This window comes from Amycolatopsis alba DSM 44262 (assembly GCF_000384215.1).
Lineage (GTDB): Bacteria > Actinomycetota > Actinomycetes > Mycobacteriales > Pseudonocardiaceae > Amycolatopsis > Amycolatopsis alba.
In genome coordinates, this window is record NZ_KB913032.1 from 337,357 (window position 1) to 356,053 (window position 18,697).

The following is an 18,697-nucleotide window of genomic DNA, read 5'->3' on the forward strand; positions in this document are numbered from 1 at the left end:
TCCGCCGGGCCTGCGAAGAATCTCCTTCAACGACGCGAACCCGAACGAAAGAGCCCATCGTGAAGAAACCAGTGCCCTTGATCGCCGCGCTCCTCGCCGGATTGGCGCTGTCGGGCTGCGGCGCCTCCGCGAGCCCGTCGGGCGTGGCCGGGCAACCGGAGAAACTCGAACTCCGCTACCAAGGCTCGGCGAACAACGTCACCTTCCCCGAACTCGCCGAGGACCTCGGCTACTTCGGCCCGGTCAAGCTCAAATGGGTCGGCAACACGATCAGCGGGCCGCAGGACATCCAGTCCGCCGCGACCGACCAGACCGATTTCGGCGGCGCGTTCACCGGCGCGGTCGCGAAACTCGTCGACGCGGGCGCCCCGATCAAGGCCGTCGTCAACTACTACGGCTCCGACGAGAAGACCTTTTTGGGTTTCTACGTCAAGGAAGACAGCCCGATCCGCAACCCCCGCGACCTCATCGGCAAGAAGGTCGGCGTCAACACCGTCGGCGCCAACCTGGAGGCCGCCCTCGACACCTGGCTCAAACGCAGCGGCCTCTCCGACGCCGAGATCGACCAGGTGCAGCTGGTCGTCCTCCCACCGATCAACACCGAACAAGCCCTGCGCAACGGCCAGATCGACGTCGCCGCGCTCAACGGTGTCCTGCAGGATCGCGCCCTCTCCGTCGGCGGGGTGCGGCCGATCGTGAAGGACGTCGAGGCGTTCGGGCCCTACAACGGCGGGCCGTACGTGCTGCGGACCGACTTCATCAAGAAGTACCCGGAGACCACGAAAACCTTCGTCACCGGCGTGGCCAAGGCGATCGAATGGGCGCGCACCACGCCGCGCGACGAGGTCATCGCCCGGTTCACCAAGATCATCCAGAACCGCGGCCGCAACGAGAACACCGAAACGCTCAAGTACTGGAAGAGCACCGGCGTCACCAAGGGCGGGCTGATCTCCGACAACGACTACACGCTCTGGACGGACTGGCTCAAGCAGTCCGGGTTCATCAAGAACGACCAGGTCGACCTGAAAAAGATCTACACCAACGAATTCAACCCCTTCCGCGAAGGCGGTGGCGCATGACAGCCAAGATCAGCCTCCGCGCGGTCACCAAGACCTTCGGCACGCTGACCGCGCTGGACGACGTCTCCCTCGACATCGAGGACGGCACGTTCCTGTCCCTCGTCGGGCCCAGCGGTTCCGGCAAGTCGACACTGCTCGATCTGCTCGGCGGGCTCGCGAAACCCACCTCCGGCGAGGTCCTGATCGACGGGAAACCCGTCACCGGACCAGGCCTGGACCGCGGGGTCGTGTTCCAGCAGTACGCGCTGTTCCCCTGGCGCACCGCGCGGGCCAACGTCGAATTCGGGCTCGAAGGTGGCACGCTGACCAAGCGGCAGCGCGCCGACAGGGCACGGGAATTCCTCGACCTGGTCGGGCTTTCCGGCTTCGAGGACCACCTTCCCCACGAGCTTTCCGGTGGCATGAAGCAACGTGTCGCGATCGCGAGGAGTCTCGCCTACGACCCCGACGTGCTGCTGATGGACGAACCGTACGCCGCGCTGGACTCCCAGACCCGAGAACTGCTGCAAGAGGAACTGCGGCGGATCTGGAAGCGCACCGGAAAGACCATCGTCTTCATCACCCACAGCATCGAAGAAGCCGTCTACCTGGGACAGAAGGTCGCGGTGCTCACGTCGCGGCCGGGCAGGCTCAAGGACGTCGTCGACATCGACCTCGGCGACCGCTCGAACGACGACCTGCGTTCAGCGCCGGCGTTCGTGGCGCACCGGCACCGGCTGTGGGAACTCCTGCACGACGAGATCCGGAGGGCCGCATGACCGCGACGCTCGAAGCACCGACTGTCCATACAGGACCGAAGCCGGTCGAGAAAGCACACAAGAAGGGCAGGCTGGGCAAGGCTTTCCGCAGTTCGGCGGCGATCCTGCTGTTCCTGGCGATCTGGGAGCTCGTTCCCCAGTACGTTCTCGACGAAGGCACGAGGACCTTCCTGCCGCCGCTGTCGGAGGATCTCGTCGCGCTCTGGGAGCTGATCCTCAACGGCCAGCTGGCCGATCATCTGCTGGCGAGCCTCGGCCGGTCCGCCGCCGGGTTCGTGATCGCGGTGGGCGTCTCGGTCCCGCTCGGGTTGCTGATCGCCTGGTACCGCCCGCTCGCGGAGTTCCTGAACCCGCTGCTGGAACTGGCCCGCAACACCGCCGCGCTGGCCCTGCTGCCGGTGTTCACGCTCCTGCTCGGCATCGGCGAGGTGTCCAAGATCGCGCTGATCGTCTACGCCTGCGTCTGGCCGGTGCTGCTCAACACGATCGCCGGGGTGAACACCGTGGATCCTTTGCTGGTCAAGGCCGCGCGTTCGCTCGGACTGTCGAGTCCGAACCTGTTCCGCAAGGTGATCCTGCCGTCGGCGGTGCCGACGATCTTCACCGGTATCCGGATGGCGGCGGCGTATTCGATCCTCATCCTCATCGCCGCCGAAATGGTCGGCGCGAAGGCCGGACTCGGCTATCTGATCAACAACTCGCAGGTCAACTTCCAGATCCAGCAGATGTACGCCGCGATCATCACCGTGTCGGTGCTCGGGCTGGCCATCAACGCGGGCTTCGTCGCACTGGAGCGGCGGTTCTCCACCTGGCGTGTCAAGGAGAAGGCGTGAACCACTTACACCTCAACGCGTTCGTGATGCCGAACGGCCATCACGAGGCGGCTTGGCGGCATCCGAGCACGGATCCTCGCCGCGCAGCGACACTGAAGCACTATGTCGACATCGCCCGCACGGCTGAACGCGGCAAGCTGGACTCGCTGTTCCTCGCCGACGGCGTCGCCTTGTGGGGCAACGTCCGCTACAACTCGCACACCCTGTTCGAGCCGCTGACGCTGCTTTCGGCGCTGGCCGGGGCCACCGAGCGCATCGGCCTGATCGCCACCGCGTCGACGACCTACAACGAGCCGTACCACCTGGCCAGGAAGTTCGCGTCGCTCGATCATCTCAGCGGCGGCCGCGCGGGCTGGAACATCGTGACGTCGGCGGGTGAGGACGAAGCCCGCAACTTCAACCGCGACGCCCGGCCCGCACACGCGCTGCGCTACGAACGCGCCACCGAATTCGTCGAGGTGGCCCGGAAACTCTGGGACAGCTGGGACGACGACGCGGCCGTGATCGACAAGGCGAGCGGGGTCTACGCCGACACCGAACGTATCCACCCGATCGACCACAACGGCCCGCATTTCCAGGTCCGCGGCCCGCTGAACATCCCGCGCCCGGTGCAAGGACATCCCTTGCTGGTGCAGGCCGGGTCGTCGGAGACGGGCAAGGAGTACGCGGCCCGGTTCGCCGAGGCGGTGTTCACCGCGCAGCAGACTTTCGCCGAGGGCAAGGCTTTCTACGACGACGTCAAGGGAAGACTCGCGAAGTACGGGCGCTCGCCGGAGGAGATCAAGATCCTGCCGGGGATCAGCCCGATCCTGGGCCACACCGAGGCCGAGGCGAAGGAACGCGAGGCCGAACTCAACGCCCTGATCACGCCCGCGTACGGCGTGCGGCAGCTGTCGAACATGCTCGACCACGACCTGACGCCGTATCCGCTGGACGGTCCGCTGCCCGACGTCGGCACGTTCACCGAAGGCGCACAAAGCCGGTTCGAGCTGGTCACCGGCCTGGCGAGGCGCGAGAACCTCACCATCCGGCAGCTCATCGAACGGCTCGCGGGCGGGCGTGGACACCGCGTCTTCGCCGGCACCGCCACGCAGGTGGCCGACCAGCTGGAGCACTGGTTCACCGAAGGCGCCGCGGACGGCTTCAACGTCATGCCGCCCACGCTGCCCGGCGGTCTCGAGGACTTCGTCGACCTCGTGGTCCCCGAACTCCAGCGGCGCGGGCTTTTCCGCACCGAGTACACCGCCACGACCTTGCGCGGCCACTACGGCCTCGCCCGTCCCGTCGCCAAAACCCCAGTGAAGGAGAACGCCGCATGACCGCACTGAACACCCAGGTCGAAGTCCGCAAGATCACCGGCAGGATCGGCGCGCACGTCATCGGCGTCGACCCGGCCAAGGACCTCGACCCCGCGACCGTCGCGTTCGTGACCGACGCGCTGCACGAACACAAGGCACTCGTCTTCCGCGACGTCGACCTAGACGACGCGGGCCAGCAGCGGTTCGCCGAGCACTTCGGCGAGCTGACCAAGGCGCATCCGACCGTCCCATCGGTCGACGGCGAGCCCGCGATCCTGCCGGTCGACAGCGAGCAGGGCCGCGCGAACCAGTGGCACACCGACGTCACCTTCGTGCACAACCCGCCGAAGGCCAGCACGCTGCGAAGCCTGGTCGTGCCGCCTTACGGGGGCGAGACTTTGATCGCGAACTCCGCCGCCGCCTACCGTGACCTGCCGGAACCTCTCCGGGCGTTCGCGGACACGCTGCGTGCCGAGCACACCAATGACTACGACTACGCGAAGGCTCCGGAGACCCTCGACGCGGCGGAGCAGGAACGCCGGAAAGTGTTCGTCTCGCAGAAGTTCCGCACGGTGCACCCGGTGGTGCGGGTGCATCCGGTGACCGGGGAACGCGGGCTGTACATCGGCGGGTTCGCGCAGCGGATCATCGGGCTGTCCAAGGGCGAGTCGCGGGACATCCTCCGGCTGCTGCAGTCCTACGTGACGCGGCCCGAGAACGTCGTCCGGGTGAGCTGGGAGCCGAACCAGCTGGTGCTGTTCGACAATCGCATCACCCAGCACTACGCCGTCGACAACTACGACGACCTGCCCCGCCGCCTCAACCGGGTGACCGTGGCGGGCGACGTCCCGGTCGGCATCGACGGGCTGCCGAGCGAATCCCTCGAAGGCGACGCTTCGCACTACTCCCCCGTCGCCTGACTCCCGGAATGGGGTAAGACTGGCGTCGTGAAGGACGAACGTCAGGTGGAAACGCTCCTGAGGGAGCTGGCCCCGCAGGTCATCGGGCTGCTGGTGCGCAAGTACGGGCAGTTCGACGCCTGCGAGGACGCCGTCCAGGAAGCCCTGCTCGCGGCCGCGCAGCAATGGCCGGAGCAGGGCATCCCGGACAGCCCGAAGTCCTGGCTCGCGACGGTCGCTTCACGGCGGCTGGTGGACGAGTGGCGCAGCGAGAGCGCGCGACGGCGGCGCGAGGAGAACGACGCGCTGATGGACCTGTCCGGTCCGGGCGATCCCTCCGATTCCGACGACACGCTCACCGTGCTCTTCCTGTGCTGCCACCCTTCCCTGTCCGCGCCGTCGCAGCTCGCGCTCACCCTGCGCGCGGTCGGCGGCCTGACCACGGGCGAGATCGCGACCGCGTTCCTGGTCCCGGAATCGACGCTGGCCCAGCGGATCAGCCGGGCGAAACAGACCATCAAGAAGGCGGGTGCGGAGTTCGTCCTGCCCCCGGTCGCGGAACTCGCCGAACGGCTCCGCGTCGTCCTTCAGGTGCTGTACCTGATCTTCAACGAGGGTTACACGGCCAGTGGCGGCCCCGACCTGCACCGCGCCGACCTGACCGCCGAGGCGATCCGGCTGACCAGGCTGCTCCGGCGGCTCATACCGGACGAGGACGAGGTCACCGGCCTGCTCGCGCTCATGCTGCTGACCGACGCCCGCCGCGCCGCCCGCGCCGGCGAGGACGGCTCGCTCGTCCCTCTCGCCGAGCAGGACCGCTCGCGCTGGAACGCGGAAACGATCGCCGAAGGGGTCTCGCTGGTGAGCGGGGCCTTGGCGGCGGGCCCGGTCGGGCCGTACCAGGTGCAGGCCGCGATCGCCGCCGTCCATGGCGAGGCGGCCACCGCGGCCGACACGGACTGGTCCCAGATCCTCGCGCTCTACGACGTCCTCGAGAAGGTCTCGCCCGGCCCGATCGTGACGCTCAACCGTGCTGTCGCGGTCGCCGAGGTCAACGGGCCGGAAGCGGGCCTCGAACTGCTCGCCACCCTCGACGACGACGTCCGGATGAGCCAGACCCACCGGCTCGATTCCGTGCGCGGGCACCTGCTGGAGCTGGCCGGGGACGCCGTCGCCGCGCGCGAGGCCTACGTCCGGGCCGCCGGCAAGACCGCGAGCGAACCCGAGAAGCAGTACCTGACCCGGCGCGCGGCGCGGCTCACCGGGTGACCCGGTAGACGACGGTGCCGTGCCCCGGAACGGACGCGCTGATCTTCCCGGTGGTCGTCCTGGTCGCCTTCGACCACAGGTCCTTCAGCTCGTAGGACGGTGCGCCGCCGATGCCCAGTGCCGCCGCGGTGGTGCCGATCGTCGCCGTGGAGGTGTTCTCATTGGACAGTGCGACCGCGCGGCTCCCGTCGGCCAGCACCTTGTTGTAGACCACCAGCCCGCCTTCGGCGCTCACGACGGTCGCCTGCCTGCCCAGCGGATCCTGGTCGAGCGCGATGATGTCGGCGTTCTCGAGGATGCCGAACGTCTCCGCGCCTGCCTTGCGCAGGTCGCTGCCGATGAGCAGCGGCGCGGCCATCATCGCCCACAGGCTGAAGTGGGTGCGGTACTCGGTCGCGGTCATCCCGCCGTTGCCGACTTCGAGCATGTCCGGGTCGTTCCAATGACCGGGTCCGGCGTACTGCGCGAGCACGCGGTTCGCCTTCGCCTTGCCGATCATGCTCGACCAGTTGTCGGAGATGTCGCCGGTAGTGCGCCACAGGTTCCCGACCGGTTCGCCCCAGGTCCACACCTTGGGGTCGGTCCGGCCCCATTCGCAGATCGAGTAGACGATCTCGCGGCCGGTCTTCGCGAGCGCGTCACGCATCGCCTTGTACCGCTTCCGCGCGTCGACACCCTGGTTGTTGCAGTTGTCGTACTTCAGGTAGTCGACGCCCCACGAGGCGAACAGGTTCGCGTCCTGCCGCTCGTGCCCGAGCCCGCCGGGAAAGCCCGCGGTGTTGCAGGTCTTGGTCCCGGCGCTGGTGTAGATGCCGAACTTGAGTCCCTTCGAGTGCACGTAGTCGGCGAGTGCCTTGATGCCGCCGGGAAATCGCTTCGGGTCGGGTTGCAGCTCGCCTTGCGCGTTCCGGGACGGCAGGGCCCAGCAGTCGTCGATGTTGACGTACCGATAACCGGCGTCCCGCAGGCCCCGCGCGACGAAGATGTCCGCGATGCCCTTGATCATCTTCTCGTCGAAGTCCGGGCGGCACTGGGTGCTGTTCCAGTTGTTGAACCCCATCGGCGGGGTGCGGGCGAGGCCGTTTTCCAGTGCCAGTGCGGGTTCGGGTACCGCCAGTGCGAGTGCCGCGGCGGCGATGACCGCGCACCGCCGCGCGAAGGTGGATGCCGGCATGTTCTCTCCTTGGATGCGCTCAGGGAAGGCATCCGACGAGTACGCGGCGGAAGGGCACTCGTAGAACGAGCTTTGAGTAAAGAGCGCTCACGAAGCGCGGTCAAGCCCGTGTGTCACTCATCGGCCTTCCTGGCGGTCGCCATGGCGCGTTCGGTCTCCCAGAACGCCCGCATCGACACGATCAGCCCGTCCTCGCGCACCCGGTAGACGAACACGCCGGCGGTGTCGACGCGATAGCCGCCGGGCAGGTACGTCGTGATCGTGCCGACGTTCGCGACCTCGTCACCGGCCGCGTGGGAATCGCGGATGGTGAACCGGAAACGTTCGACGTTCGCGATCGTCTTGTCCCAGAAGGCGCTGATGCCGTCCTGGCCGTGGTGCCCCTTGCCTTCCTCGTCGAACATCGACGGGCCGATGGGGTCCTCGACGACGGCGTCCCCGGCGAAAAGCGCGAGCCAGGCGGCCTTGTCCCCGGCGGTGACCGCGGTCATCGAGCGGAACGCGGCCTGCCGCGCGGGCGGCTGCTCGGCGGCCGGATCCCAGCAGACGTCGACACCCATGGCTCAGTCTCCGATCTTCGCGATGATCTCGTCGCCGAACTTCTTGATGGAATCCAGCTTCGGGCCGACCTCGGCGTCGAAGCCGAGGCCGTCGAACACCCACGGCATGGTGATGATGTCGGTGACGCCGATGTCGCCCTGCTCGCGGTAACCGTCCAGACCGAACTTGTCGATGCAGACGGCCTGGTACTCGAAGGGATCGTCGGCGCGACCCCGGTCGACCAGCAATCCGCGCAGCTTGGCGATCGTTTCGCGGAGGTCGTCGAACTTCATCATCGCCGAGGACCAGCCGTCGGCGACGCGCGCGGCCCGGCGCAGCGCGACGTCGGTGTGACCGCCGATGTAGAACGGCACCTTCGACGGCGGTGTCGGACTCATGCGGAGCTTGTCGAAGTCGAAGAACTCGCCGTGGAACTCGACCATCCCGCCGTCGAGGATCAGCCGCAGCACCTCGATGGCCTCGTCCACGCGCTTGCCGCGCTTCTCGTACGGCGCGCCGCACCACTGGAATTCCTCCGGCGACCAGCCGACGCCGAGCCCGAGGCCGAAGCGGCCGCCGGTCAGCGCCGCGACCGAGTTGACCTGGCGGGCGAGCAGGACCGGGTTGCGGGAGCCGAGTTTGAGCACGGAGGTGTAGAAGGTGAGCCGTTCGGTGACCGCGCCCATCGACGCGGCCGCGACCAGCGGATCGGCCCACGGCGTCTCCTCGGTCCAGAAGCGGCTGCCGTCGGGCGTGTACGGGTAGTCGGCCGAGACCGTTTCGGAATAGAACAGGGAATCCGGGAGCGCGATCGAGGAGAAACCCGCCTCTTCGGCGGCGCGGGCGAGCTCGCCCAGCTGATCGAGCGGATTCATCGCGATCGACAGGGTGAACTTCATGGCGCGAACTATAACGTGTTCTAGTTTCACCCGCCAGTGGTGACCGGGACCACGACGGGAACCCCTGACAGGCCGTCCGCGTTGTCCGGAGCAAAGGGCCGAACGATTCCTGGAGTTGAACCCATGGGCACCGCGATCTTCCTGATCGTGCTCCTCGTCGTCGTGGTCGGCGGCGGCATCTACTTCGCGAAATCCCAGGCGGCGGCCAAGAAGCGCCAACTGGACGACGCGAAGGCCGACGCACGGCGCCTCGTCGAGCGGCTAGGCGGTCAGGTCATGAACCTCACCGGCACGGACACCGCTTCCCAGCAGGCGATGGCGGACGCGTCCGAGCGCTTCACCGCGGCCGGCTCCCAGATGGAGCAGGCGCAGACCATCGAACAGGCCCGGCTGGTGCGCGAGACCGCCATCGAGGGCCTCTACTACGTCCGCGCCGCGCGGCTCGCGATGGGCATGGACCCCGGTCCGGAGCTGCCCGGCAGCGAAGAGCGCGACAGGGCGGGCAAGGTCACCGAGCACCGCTCGGTCGACGTCGAGGGCGAGCACTACGAGGCCTCGCCGGACCCGAGCCAGCGGACGCCGCACTACTACCCCGGCGGTCGCGTGGCTGGCCGTCCGGTGCCGCAGGGCTGGTACAGCGAGCCGTGGTGGAAGCCCGCGCTCGTCGCCGGCGCCTGGGGTCTCGGTTCGATGCTGCTGTTCAGCGCGATGTTCTCCGGCATGGCCGGTGTCGCGAGCGCGTCGGCCTGGGAGTCGGGGTACGACGCGGGCCAGGAAGACGCGGCCGCGGACATGGGCGGCGACGGCGGCGACATGGGCGGAGGCGACATGGGCGGCGACGCCGGCGGATTCGACGGTGGCAGCTTCGATGGCGGCGGATTCGACGGTGGCGGTTTCGATGGCGGCGGCTTCGACTTCTAAAGCGGCGCTTCACCTCTTGCGAAGTACATGAAGGCCCCCTTCCTTGCGCTAGGCGCAAGGAAGGGGGCCTTCATGTACTTGAGGCGAGTGAGGCCGCCGGGACCGAGCCGGTCCCGGCGGCGGGACTCGCGTGATCAGACGGCGAACTCACGTGATTGGAGGCGGAACACGCGTGCTTGGAGGCGGATCTCACGTGCTTGAACGGCGAACATGCGTGATCAGACGGCGATCTCGATACGCGGCGTCTGAGCACGCGAGATCCGCCTTCAAGCACGCGAGATCCGTCTCTGATCACGCGAGATCCGTCTCTGGACACACGTGTCGTCCGTCCCGTCACGTGTGTTGCCACTCACGACCACCTCGGCCCAAGTACGTGAAGCGGGCCTTCATGTACTTGGGCCGAGATGAGGGAAGGCAGGGAAGCGGATCAGGCGGGTTGGCAGGTCGGGCACCAGAAGAGGTTCCGTGCCGCCAGGTCGCTCCGCAGCACCGGAGTCCCGCACACGAGACAGGGCTGCCCCTCGCGCCGGTAGACGTAGACCTCGCCCCCGTGCCGGTCCTGCCGCGGCGCGCGCCCGGTGGCCGCGGGCAGGTGCTCCGGCGCGACGGTGTCGATCCGGCCCACCCGGACACCGTGCCGCATGAGCGTCACCAGGTCCGCCCACATGTCGTCCCACAGTCCGCGATCGAGCCCGCGGCCGGGGACGAGCGGGGCGACACCGTGCCGGAACAGCACTTCGGCGCGGTACACGTTGCCGACGCCCGCCAGCACCGACTGGTCCATCAGCAGCGCCGCGATCGACGTCTTCGACCGGGAGATCCGCTCCCATGCCTTGTCCGGCTTCGCGTCCCGGCGCAGCGGATCCGGGCCCAGCCGGGCCTTGATCGCGTCGACCTGCGGCACGTCCAGGAGTTCACACTGGTTCGGGCCGCGCAGGTCGGCCGAATGCGTCGGGCCGACCAGCCGCATCCGCACCTGCCCGACCACTTCGCCCACCGGCAGCGGCACGTCGGAGAACTTGCCGTAGAGGCCGAGGTGGACGTGCACCGTCCCGTGTGGACCGTAGTCGTGGAACAGGTGTTTCCCGTACGCCTCGGCCTTCACCAGCACCCGGCCGTCCAAACGGGACGCTTCACCGGCGAATCGCCCTTGCGGGCTGCTCACCTCGACCGGGTGACCGGCGAAACGGCGTTTGTGCAGACGCGCCAGGCGATGGAGCGTGTGCCCCTCGGGCATGTCAGTGCTCGGGGAGCGGCGGCGGCCAGCCGGTGTTCTCGTAATCCGAGATCTGCTGGACGCGGCGGCCGTGGCGCTCGTCCGGGCTCGGCGGGGTCGCGAGGAACGCCTCGACGATCTCCGTCGCCTCTTCGGTGGTGTGCATCCGCGCGCCGACGCCGATCAGCTGGGCGTGGTTGTGCTCGCGGGTGAGCTTCGCGGTCTCGACGCTCCAGGCGAGGCCGGCGCGAGCGCCCTTCACCTTGTTGGCCGCGATCTGCTCGCCGTTGCCGGAGCCACCGACGACGATGCCGAGGCTGCCCTCGTCCGCGACGACGCGACGGGCCGCCTCGATGCAGAACGCCGGGTAGTCGTCGGCCGCGTCGTAGACGAACGGGCCGACGTCCTCGACGTCGTGGCCCTGCTCCTTGAGGTGAGCCACGAGGTGGTTCTTCAGTTCGAAACCGGCATGGTCAGAGCCAAGGTAAACACGCACAGCGCGGAGTCTGCCATCACGTTCCGGGGCGAGCATGCTGTGGGGGTGGACATCTGGGGCCAGAACGAATCGGACATCAGACTCGAATGGGGATCCGAGGGTGTCGAAGCCTTGGGCCGTGCTTGCGCGGTTCTCGTCATCGTCGACGTACTTTCCTTCTGCACCACAACGGATCTCGTCCTCGGCAACGGCGGCAGGGTGCTGCCCGTCCGCTGGCGCGATCACCGCGGCGAGGAAGCCGCGAAAGAGCGAGGCGCCATCCTCGCGGGTGAAAGCGACTGGACCTTGCGACCTTCGTCTGTGACGGAAATCCCTTCCGGCACACTCCTCGCGCTCCCCTCCCCCAACGGCGCCACGCTCTGCGACGCGGCCGCCACGACCGGTGCCGAAATCCTGGCGGGCTGCCTGCGCAACGCGACCGCCGTCGCCGCCCGCGCCGCCGAGCTGGCGGACGGTGCCCCGATCGGGGTCATCCCGGCGGGGGAACGCTGGGGAATCGACATGTATACCGAAGCCAAGACATTCGGGCCGTTGAGGCCGTGCGTCGAAGACCAGCTCGGCGCGGGAGCGATCGTCGCCGCGCTGAACGGCTACGGTCGCCTGTCCGCCGAAGCCCGGCTCGCTGCTGTCGCGGCGAAATCGATGAACATCGCCGAAGCGCTGACAGAGTGTTCTTCGGGGCGTGAGCTCGCCGCGGCCGGGCACGCGAACGACGTGACCCTCGCCGCGCGGCTCGACACGAGCGGCACGGTTCCTGTGCTGCGCAACGGAATTCTGGAGGATCTGTGACTTGGCTCGAACTCGCCGACGGGGTGTACGCCCGCCGGTACGAGGAGCTGGACCTGACCGTCGGCCTGGTCGTGGGCAGTGAGCGCTGCCTGGTCGTCGACGTCCGCGGTGACGTCGATCAGGGAGCCGAGCTGGCCGCGGCGGTCCGGGAGATCACGCCGCTGCCGTGGTCGGTCCTCTACACCCACGCGCATTTCGACCACGCCTTCGGCACGACGGCGTTCCTGCCGTGCGACATCTGGGCACACGAAGGCTGCGTGACCGAACTAGCCCAGTACGGCGAGCAAGCGCGTCTCAAATGGATGGCGAAAATGGAGTCCGAGAACCGCCCGGAGATGGCGGCGGCCTTGGGACGCACCGAGATCGTCTTGCCCACCCGGCTGGTCTCCGACACCGCCGAGATCGACCTCGGCGGCCGCACGGCCGTCCTGCGATTCCTCGGCCACGCCCACACCGATCACGACCTCTTCGTGCAGGTGCCCGACGCGGGGATCATCTTCGCCGGAGACGCCGTCGAGAACGCCGAAGCGGGCTTCAGCGCCTACTCGTTCAACGAAGACAGCTCACTCGTGGAGTGGACCGAGGTGATGGACGCGATCCTCGCGCTTCAGCCGAAGACCATCGTGGCCGGGCACGGCGACCCCGTCGACACCGCCTTCATCGCGAAACACCGCGACGGGCTGCGCGAACTCGTCGCGCTCAAGGCCCTGATCGCGGCAGGAGACCTCACGACGGACGAAGCCGTCGCGAGGTCCTCCTACCCCGGCGATGTCACCAAGGCGGCCCTGGCGACCCCTTAATCGAAGTTCAGGTCCCCGCTCCGGGTGCGCTTCAGCTCGAAGAAGTCCGGGTAGCTCGCCAGCGCGCGGGCGCCGTCGAAGACCTTGACGGCGTCCTCGCCGCGCGGGATCGAACTGAGCACCGGGCCGAAGAAGGCGACGCCGTCGATGTGGATGGTCGGGGTGCCGACGTCCATTCCGACCGGATTCATACCTTCGTAGTGACTCTTCTTGAGCGCCTCGTCGTACTCGGTCGACTCGGCGGCCTCGGCCAGCTCGGCCGGGGCGCCGATGGCCTCCAGGGTCTCCTTGATGACCTTCGGGATGTCCTTGTCGCCCTGGTTGTGGTGGCGCGTGCCGAACTCCGTGTAGAAGTCGCGCAGGGCCTCCTCGCCGTTCTTCTGCGCCAGCGCGGTCGCGACGCGGACGGGACCCCAGCCGCGGCCCAACAGCTCCTTGTACTGCTCAGGCAGGTCCTCACGACCGCTGTTGAGCTCGGACAGGCTCATGATCCGGAACCTCAGGTCGAGGTCGCGGTGCTTCTCCACCTCGAGGATCCAGCGCGAGCTGATCCAGGCGAACGGGCAGATCGGATCGAAGTAGAAGTCGACCTTGGTCGTCTCGGACGGGGCGGTCATCAGGTTCTCCCAGTGCCATCGTCTTGGGTGTGCCGGTACACGCGGGGTGCTACACAGCGAGCCAACATCGCGGCCGTCGGCGTTGTTCCCGTCGTCAGCACCGGGCCGGACATGATTGGATGCCTGTAGTTGGAAACCAAAACCGATACCGATGACCAGAGGTGCCAGTGCCCGCCCCCAACCTGACCCGAGACCAAGCCAAGCTGCGCGCGGATCTGCTCGACGTGGAGTCCTACGACATCGAGCTGGATCTGACCGACGGCCGCGGCGGTCCCGGTGAGAAGACCTTCACGTCGAAGACGACGATCAAGTTCGCGAGCGCCAGAAGCGGCGAAGCCTCGTGGGTCGACATCGTCGCCGAGGGGATCGAGTCGGCCGTCCTCAACGGGACGGACCTCGACGTCAGCGGGTACGTCGAGGACAAGGGTGTCGAGCTGCCCGCGCTCGCCGAGTCGAACGAGCTCACCGTGGACGCGGTCTGCCGGTACATGAACACCGGCGAGGGCCTGCACCGGTTCGTCGACCCGGTCGACGACGGCGTCTACCTCTACACGCAGTTCGAGACCGCCGACGCCAAGCGCATGTTCGCCTGCTTCGACCAGCCCGACCTCAAGTCGGTCTACCGGCTCACCGTGATCGCGCCGAAGGACTGGAAGGTCATTTCGAACGCGCTGATCGAGTCGGCCGAGGAGACCCCCGAGGGGGCCGTCCGCACCGTGTTCAAGGTGTCCGAGCGGATCTCGACGTACCTGGTCGCGCTGATCGCGGGCCCGTACAGCGAGTGGCGCGACGAGTTCTCCGACGAGCACCGCACGATCCCGCTGGGCATCTACTGCCGCGCCTCGCTCGCCGAGCACATGGACGCGGACAAGCTGTTCACCGAGACCAAGCAGGGTTTCGCGTTCTACCACGAGAAGTTCGCCACCCCGTACCCGTTCTCCAAGTACGACCAGCTGTTCGTGCCGGAGTTCAACGCGGGCGCGATGGAGAACGCCGGCGCGGTCACCTTCCTGGAGGACTACGTCTTCCGCAGCCGCGTCACCCGCTACGCCTACGAGCGCCGCGCCGAGACGCTGCTGCACGAGATGGCGCACATGTGGTTCGGCGACCTGGTCACCATGCGCTGGTGGGACGACCTGTGGCTGAACGAGTCGTTCGCGACCTTCGCGAGCGTGCTGGCGCAGGCCGAGGCGACCGAGTACAAGAACGCGTGGACCAGCTTCGCGAACATCGAGAAGTCGTGGGCGTACCGGCAGGACCAGCTGCCCTCGACGCATCCGATCGCCGCGGACATCGTCGACCTGCACGCGGTCGAGGTGAACTTCGACGGCATCACCTACGCCAAGGGCGCGAGCGTCCTCAAGCAGCTCGTCGCTTACGTCGGGCTCGAGCACTTCCTCGAAGGCCTGAAGGTGTACTTCGGCAAGCACGCCTGGGGCAACGCGACCCTGGCGGATCTGCTGGGCGCGCTGGAAGAGGCCTCGGGCCGCGACCTGTCGTGGTGGAGCGCGCAGTGGCTGGAGACCACCGGTCTCAACTCGCTGAGCCCGCGCTACGAGATCGGCGCCGACGGCGCGTACACCGCGTTCGCCGTCACCCAGACCGGTGCCAAGCCGGGTGCCGGTGAGCTGCGGACGCACCGCGTCGCGGTCGGTGTCTACGACGAGGACGAGAACGGCAAGATCGTCCGCAAGCACCGGGTCGAACTCGACGTCGACGGCGAGCGCACCGAGGTGCCGGGGCTGGTCGGGCTCCCGGCGGGCAAGCTCGTGCTGGTCAACGACGACGACCTGACCTACTGCACGATGCGGCTCGACCCGGCGTCGCTGACCACGCTGATCGACCGCATCGCCGACATCACCGACCCGCTGCCCCGCACCCTGTGCTGGTCGGCGGCGTGGGAGATGACGCGTGAGGCCGAGCTCAAGGCCCGCGACTTCGTCACGCTGGTCCAGCGCGGCGTGCACACCGAGACCGAGGTCGGCGTGGTGCAGCGGCTGCTGCTGCAGGCGCAGACGGCGCTGAACTCGTACGCGAACCCGGCGTGGGCGGCGGACAAGGGCTGGCCGGAGTTCTCCTCGCGGCTGCTGGAGCTGGCACAGGGCGCCGAGGCCGGTTCGGACCACCAGCTCGCGTTCGTGAACTCGCTCGCCGGCTGCGTGCTCGACGACAAGACACTGCAGATCATCGCGGGCTGGCTCGACGGCACGGCGCCTCTGGAGGGCCTGACCGTCGACACCGACCTGCGCTGGCGTCTGCTGCACGCGCTGGTCGCGCACGGCAAGGCGGAGAACCCGGAGATCGACGCGGAACTCGCCAAGGACGACACCGCCGCCGGGCGGCGTCAGGCGGAGCGCTCGCGGGCGCTGCGGCCGACCGACGAGGCGAAGGCCGACGCGTGGCAGCGGGCGGTGTACGACGACGAGCTGCCCAACGCGGTCAGCGACTCGCTCATCACCGGCTTCTCCCACCCCGGCCAGAAGCATCTGCTCGGCGGCTACGTGACGCGGTACTTCGAGGTCATCGACGAGGTGTGGCAGCGGCGTTCCAGCGAGCGGGCGCAGCCGACCGTGGTCGGCCTGTACCCGTCGTGGGCCGTCGAGGCGGCGACCGTCACGGCGTCGGACGAGTGGCTGACCGGGGAGCACCCGGCGGCGCTGCGCCGTCTGGTGTCGGAAGGCCGGGCCGGGATCGTGCGGGCGCTGGCCGCCCGTGAGTTCGACTCGCAGGCCGGGCTCTAGTCCCGTAACGCCGTGAAGGCCTCCTTCCCTACCTTGAGAGTAGGGAAGGAGGCCTTCACGGCTTTAGAGCGTCAGTGCTGCGGAGCGCCGGCCTGGTCGCTCAGCATGCGGAGAGCGTTCACGAGACCGCCGACGAGGTCGCCTTCCTTGAAGGAGGCCACCATGCTGGCCACGGCGAGCTTCGCGCCGCGGTCGGGGAGGCGGTGCCGGGCGAGCGAGCCCGTCACGATCTCGATGGCGCGCTGGCCAGGCGACACGGCGACGACCACGGAGTCGGCCGGGTTGTCGGTCGAGGTCAGCAGGGCCTCGGCGGCGGCGCGGGTGTCCTCGCCGAGGTCGCCGAGGTACACGCTGAAGTCCAGGCCGGTCTCGCGGCTGGCCAGGGTCAGCGCCTCGTCCAGCCGGGCGAGCTGCTGGGTCGTGAATGGGCTGATCGGCCCAGCCGGTTCGTACATCTTGGCGGCGGAAATCCGGCCGCTGGACGTAACGGCGGCGCCGTAACCGGGCTCTTCGTCAACAGCGGTGGACGAATGGGTCAGTTCACCAGTTGCCACGAGCGCCTCCCGTCACCGAAGCTCCGTTCGCCGCGTTGACGGCTGTCGCGCCGCCCGCGTGCGAATGCCTGGCGCCGACACCGTCGGGGTTGGCGCTCCACCACATGGCCGGGTACTCCCACGGCTGCCCCGGCCGGTACCGGGCGACGCCCGCGCCCTTCGACCGCAGCGTGGCCACTCCGCAAAACGCGTAGATGGCCAAGGGGATCACCGCGAAGACCAGGATCGTCTCGACAAGGTTCACGCGCGTGAGCGTATCCGACCCGGATCGCCGTCGCTGGGCCGCACCCACCCGCGCGGACGTGGTCCGCGACACCTACCGCTCACCGTCCGCAGGGCTCCGTCCGCCGCTTGCCGCGAAAGCGCTCCCACGTTGGGCCGAAGCCCTGAAGGCCGAAAGGTTGCAACTCAACGTACGGGCGGCCGCACCCGGCGCTGTCATCTTGTCCGGGCCTTGAAATCCTCGTAGCTTTTTCACCTGTACGGGCCTTGCGCCCAGCTCCCCCACCCCAGCAGGTAACGCACCGGTCGCAGGAGGACATGTCATGCAGAGCACCCAGACACCCGGCCAGGCGATCATCGACGACATTTCGTCACTCTTCGAAATGGAATTTGTCCCCGGTACGCGTGTGACGGCGGGCACACGGGTTACCCGCGGTACACGTGTCACTCGCGGTACCCGCGTCACCGCCGGAACCCGCGTCACTCGCGGCACACGGGTGACCCGTGGCACGCGCGTCACCGCCGGTACCCGCGTCACCCGAGGCACCCGTGTCACCCGAGGCACCCGTGTCACTCGTGGCACTCGCGTGACCGCCGGTACCCGCGTCACCTGCGGCACCCGTGTCACTCGCGGTACCCGCGTCACCCGTGGTACCCGCGTCACCTGCCAGCACGACTTCTCGCTCGCTGCCTGAACACGGGCACGAGCGGCCAGCTCAGCGGACTTGCAGCGGTAGAGAGCTTCACCACGGCATCATCGGCCCGCCCCGGCCGCCGCAACGGCAGCCGGGGCGCCGACGTGCTCAGAACCTGGTCAAGACCCGGTCAGGCCGCGGTCCCCAGGTACGGCCGCCACAACGGGTCGGCCTCCTTGGAGTGGGCGAGCAGCCGCCAGTGCGGCCCGTGCGGGGCCCTCGGCACGACGCGCAGGCGCCAGCCGATCTCGGAAAGCATCTTGTCCGCCTTCCGGTGGTTGCACTTGGCGCAGCAGGCCACGCAGTTCGTCCAGCTGTGGGGACCTCCGCGACTGCGCGGGACGACGTGGTCGATGGTCTCGGCCCGCCCCCCGCAGTAGGCGCAGCGGTACCTGTCGCGATGCATCAGCCCGGCACGGGTCAGCGGCACCTGCGCGCGGTAGGGCACGCGCACGTAGGTGCTCAGCCGGATCACGGAAGGCACGGGCAACGAGACCGTGGCGGCGTGCAGTTCGAGCCCTCCGGGGTCGCCGTGCACCACCTCGGCCTTGCCGCACATCACGAGGACCACCGCGCGCCGCAACGGCAGCGCCGTGAGCGGCTCGAACGTGGCGTTCAACAGCAATACCCGTCTGCGGCCCCATGACGACGCTGTAGTCGTGGTGGGTACCGCCGTAGTCGACGGATCCCGCCCTCTACGCTGTCCGGGCGGGCGGGCAACACCCCCTGGCCGCGTTCCCGGCCCGCCCGGTGGAGCCCCGTGCGAGGGGGCACCTCCCGGATGGGCGCGCAACACGACCTCCGGCGCCTGTCCGGCCAAGGCTTGGCTCGGGACGCCGAGGGGGATGGGTTGTCGGTCTGGCACTCGACCACCTCCACCGGTGCAGGCATAGTCGA

Annotated in this window: 18 protein-coding genes and 1 pseudogene; 10 read left to right on the plus strand and 9 right to left on the minus strand. The window is 68.4% G+C overall.

The features are described 5' to 3' along the window. Positions 1 to 59 precede the first annotated feature (59 nt). From AMYAL_RS0101460 to AMYAL_RS0101485, 6 genes are read left to right on the plus strand one after another with little or no spacing between them, the layout of a single operon-like run. Complete coding sequence (locus AMYAL_RS0101460; RefSeq protein WP_026466642.1) at positions 60 to 1,079, plus strand: ABC transporter substrate-binding protein; 1,020 nt, start codon at positions 60 to 62, stop codon at positions 1,077 to 1,079. Further along, positions 1,076 to 1,837 carry an ABC transporter ATP-binding protein gene (locus AMYAL_RS0101465; protein ID WP_020629521.1) on the plus strand — a complete coding sequence of 254 codons (762 nt, stop codon included), beginning with the start codon at positions 1,076 to 1,078 and terminating at the stop codon, positions 1,835 to 1,837. The genes AMYAL_RS0101460 and AMYAL_RS0101465 overlap by 4 nt, the downstream gene beginning before the upstream one ends. Continuing rightward, complete coding sequence (locus AMYAL_RS0101470) at positions 1,834 to 2,670, plus strand: ABC transporter permease (RefSeq protein ID WP_020629522.1); 837 nt, start codon at positions 1,834 to 1,836, stop codon at positions 2,668 to 2,670. Before AMYAL_RS0101465 ends, AMYAL_RS0101470 begins: the two co-directional genes overlap by 4 nt. After that, on the plus strand, positions 2,667 to 3,989 hold the full coding sequence (locus AMYAL_RS0101475) for an LLM class flavin-dependent oxidoreductase (RefSeq protein WP_020629523.1): 1,323 nt from the start codon (positions 2,667 to 2,669) through the stop codon (positions 3,987 to 3,989). Before AMYAL_RS0101470 ends, AMYAL_RS0101475 begins: the two co-directional genes overlap by 4 nt. After that, positions 3,986 to 4,888: a TauD/TfdA dioxygenase family protein gene (locus tag AMYAL_RS0101480; protein WP_020629524.1), complete on the plus strand. Its 903-nt coding sequence runs from the start codon at positions 3,986 to 3,988 to the stop codon at positions 4,886 to 4,888. Before AMYAL_RS0101475 ends, AMYAL_RS0101480 begins: the two co-directional genes overlap by 4 nt. Before the next feature lie 27 nt (positions 4,889 to 4,915). Continuing rightward, complete coding sequence (locus AMYAL_RS0101485) at positions 4,916 to 6,136, plus strand: RNA polymerase sigma factor (protein ID WP_020629525.1); 1,221 nt, start codon at positions 4,916 to 4,918, stop codon at positions 6,134 to 6,136. Here AMYAL_RS0101485 and AMYAL_RS0101490 read toward each other — a convergent pair. The 3 genes and pseudogenes from AMYAL_RS0101490 to AMYAL_RS0101500 form a co-directional block, all read right to left on the minus strand. Further along, a pseudogene (locus AMYAL_RS0101490) lies at positions 6,129 to 7,310 on the minus strand (glycoside hydrolase family 27 protein); the annotation flags it as partial. The gene AMYAL_RS0101485 and the pseudogene AMYAL_RS0101490 overlap by 8 nt on opposite strands. Before the next feature lie 113 nt (positions 7,311 to 7,423). Continuing rightward, on the minus strand, positions 7,424 to 7,870 hold the full coding sequence (locus AMYAL_RS0101495) for a nuclear transport factor 2 family protein (protein ID WP_020629527.1): 447 nt from the start codon (positions 7,868 to 7,870) through the stop codon (positions 7,424 to 7,426). A 3-nt stretch (positions 7,871 to 7,873) separates the two neighbouring features. Beyond that, on the minus strand, positions 7,874 to 8,749 hold the full coding sequence (locus AMYAL_RS0101500) for a TIGR03619 family F420-dependent LLM class oxidoreductase (RefSeq protein ID WP_020629528.1): 876 nt from the start codon (positions 8,747 to 8,749) through the stop codon (positions 7,874 to 7,876). 123 nt (positions 8,750 to 8,872) lie between these two features. Between AMYAL_RS0101500 and AMYAL_RS0101505 the strand changes: the two genes are divergently transcribed. Next, the gene (locus AMYAL_RS0101505; RefSeq protein ID WP_020629529.1) at positions 8,873 to 9,670 is read left to right on the plus strand and encodes a hypothetical protein; all 798 of its coding nucleotides are present in this window, start codon (positions 8,873 to 8,875) and stop codon (positions 9,668 to 9,670) included. 427 nt (positions 9,671 to 10,097) lie between these two features. Here AMYAL_RS0101505 and AMYAL_RS0101510 read toward each other — a convergent pair whose 3' ends face one another. Continuing rightward, positions 10,098 to 10,907 carry an Fpg/Nei family DNA glycosylase gene (locus AMYAL_RS0101510; protein WP_020629530.1) on the minus strand — a complete coding sequence of 270 codons (810 nt, stop codon included), beginning with the start codon at positions 10,905 to 10,907 and terminating at the stop codon, positions 10,098 to 10,100. A 1-nt stretch (position 10,908) separates the two neighbouring features. Further along, entirely contained in the window at positions 10,909 to 11,382 is a 474-nt protein-coding gene (locus tag AMYAL_RS0101515) for a ribose-5-phosphate isomerase (RefSeq protein ID WP_026466643.1), read from the minus strand. A gap of 45 nt (positions 11,383 to 11,427) precedes the next feature. Here AMYAL_RS0101515 and AMYAL_RS0101520 point away from each other — a divergent pair, with 45 nt between their 5' ends. Beyond that, positions 11,428 to 12,171: a 2-phosphosulfolactate phosphatase gene (locus AMYAL_RS0101520; RefSeq protein ID WP_026466644.1), complete on the plus strand. Its 744-nt coding sequence runs from the start codon at positions 11,428 to 11,430 to the stop codon at positions 12,169 to 12,171. Then, positions 12,168 to 12,971: an MBL fold metallo-hydrolase gene (locus AMYAL_RS0101525; protein WP_020629533.1), complete on the plus strand. Its 804-nt coding sequence runs from the start codon at positions 12,168 to 12,170 to the stop codon at positions 12,969 to 12,971. The genes AMYAL_RS0101520 and AMYAL_RS0101525 overlap by 4 nt, the downstream gene beginning before the upstream one ends. Here the strand turns inward: AMYAL_RS0101525 and AMYAL_RS0101530 are convergent. Continuing rightward, positions 12,968 to 13,588, minus strand: a complete 621-nt coding sequence (locus tag AMYAL_RS0101530) for a mycothiol-dependent nitroreductase Rv2466c family protein (protein WP_005158288.1) — start codon at positions 13,586 to 13,588, stop codon at positions 12,968 to 12,970. The two genes, AMYAL_RS0101525 and AMYAL_RS0101530, sit on opposite strands and share 4 nt — an antisense overlap. Before the next feature lie 167 nt (positions 13,589 to 13,755). Here AMYAL_RS0101530 and pepN point away from each other — a divergent pair, with 167 nt between their 5' ends. Next, complete coding sequence (gene pepN, locus AMYAL_RS0101535; RefSeq protein ID WP_020629534.1) at positions 13,756 to 16,329, plus strand: aminopeptidase N; 2,574 nt, start codon at positions 13,756 to 13,758, stop codon at positions 16,327 to 16,329. A gap of 71 nt (positions 16,330 to 16,400) precedes the next feature. On the opposite strand, the gene AMYAL_RS0101540 is transcribed toward pepN, so the two are convergent. From AMYAL_RS0101540 to AMYAL_RS0101550, 3 genes are all read right to left on the minus strand, one after another. Then, entirely contained in the window at positions 16,401 to 16,883 is a 483-nt protein-coding gene (locus AMYAL_RS0101540) for a DUF5130 family protein (RefSeq protein ID WP_020629535.1), read from the minus strand. Continuing rightward, complete coding sequence (gene ctaJ / locus AMYAL_RS0101545; protein ID WP_020629536.1) at positions 16,870 to 17,127, minus strand: aa3-type cytochrome oxidase subunit CtaJ; 258 nt, start codon at positions 17,125 to 17,127, stop codon at positions 16,870 to 16,872. Before ctaJ ends, AMYAL_RS0101540 begins: the two co-directional genes overlap by 14 nt. Before the next feature lie 803 nt (positions 17,128 to 17,930). After that, complete coding sequence (locus AMYAL_RS0101550) at positions 17,931 to 18,425, minus strand: HNH endonuclease (RefSeq protein WP_020629537.1); 495 nt, start codon at positions 18,423 to 18,425, stop codon at positions 17,931 to 17,933. Positions 18,426 to 18,697 lie beyond the last annotated feature (272 nt).

Coding starts and splice junctions, on each gene's coding strand:
- AMYAL_RS0101465 (WP_020629521.1), top strand. CDS start 1,076: ATGACAGCCAAGATCAGCCTCCGCGCGGTCACCAAGACCTTCGGCACG.
- AMYAL_RS0101470 (WP_020629522.1), top strand. CDS start 1,834: ATGACCGCGACGCTCGAAGCACCGACTGTCCATACAGGACCGAAGCCG.
- AMYAL_RS0101480 (WP_020629524.1), top strand. CDS start 3,986: ATGACCGCACTGAACACCCAGGTCGAAGTCCGCAAGATCACCGGCAGG.
- AMYAL_RS0101495 (WP_020629527.1), bottom strand. CDS start 7,870: ATGGGTGTCGACGTCTGCTGGGATCCGGCCGCCGAGCAGCCGCCCGCG.
- AMYAL_RS0101500 (WP_020629528.1), bottom strand. CDS start 8,749: ATGAAGTTCACCCTGTCGATCGCGATGAATCCGCTCGATCAGCTGGGC.
- AMYAL_RS0101505 (WP_020629529.1), top strand. CDS start 8,873: ATGGGCACCGCGATCTTCCTGATCGTGCTCCTCGTCGTCGTGGTCGGC.
- AMYAL_RS0101510 (WP_020629530.1), bottom strand. CDS start 10,907: ATGCCCGAGGGGCACACGCTCCATCGCCTGGCGCGTCTGCACAAACGC.
- AMYAL_RS0101530 (WP_005158288.1), bottom strand. CDS start 13,588: ATGACCGCCCCGTCCGAGACGACCAAGGTCGACTTCTACTTCGATCCG.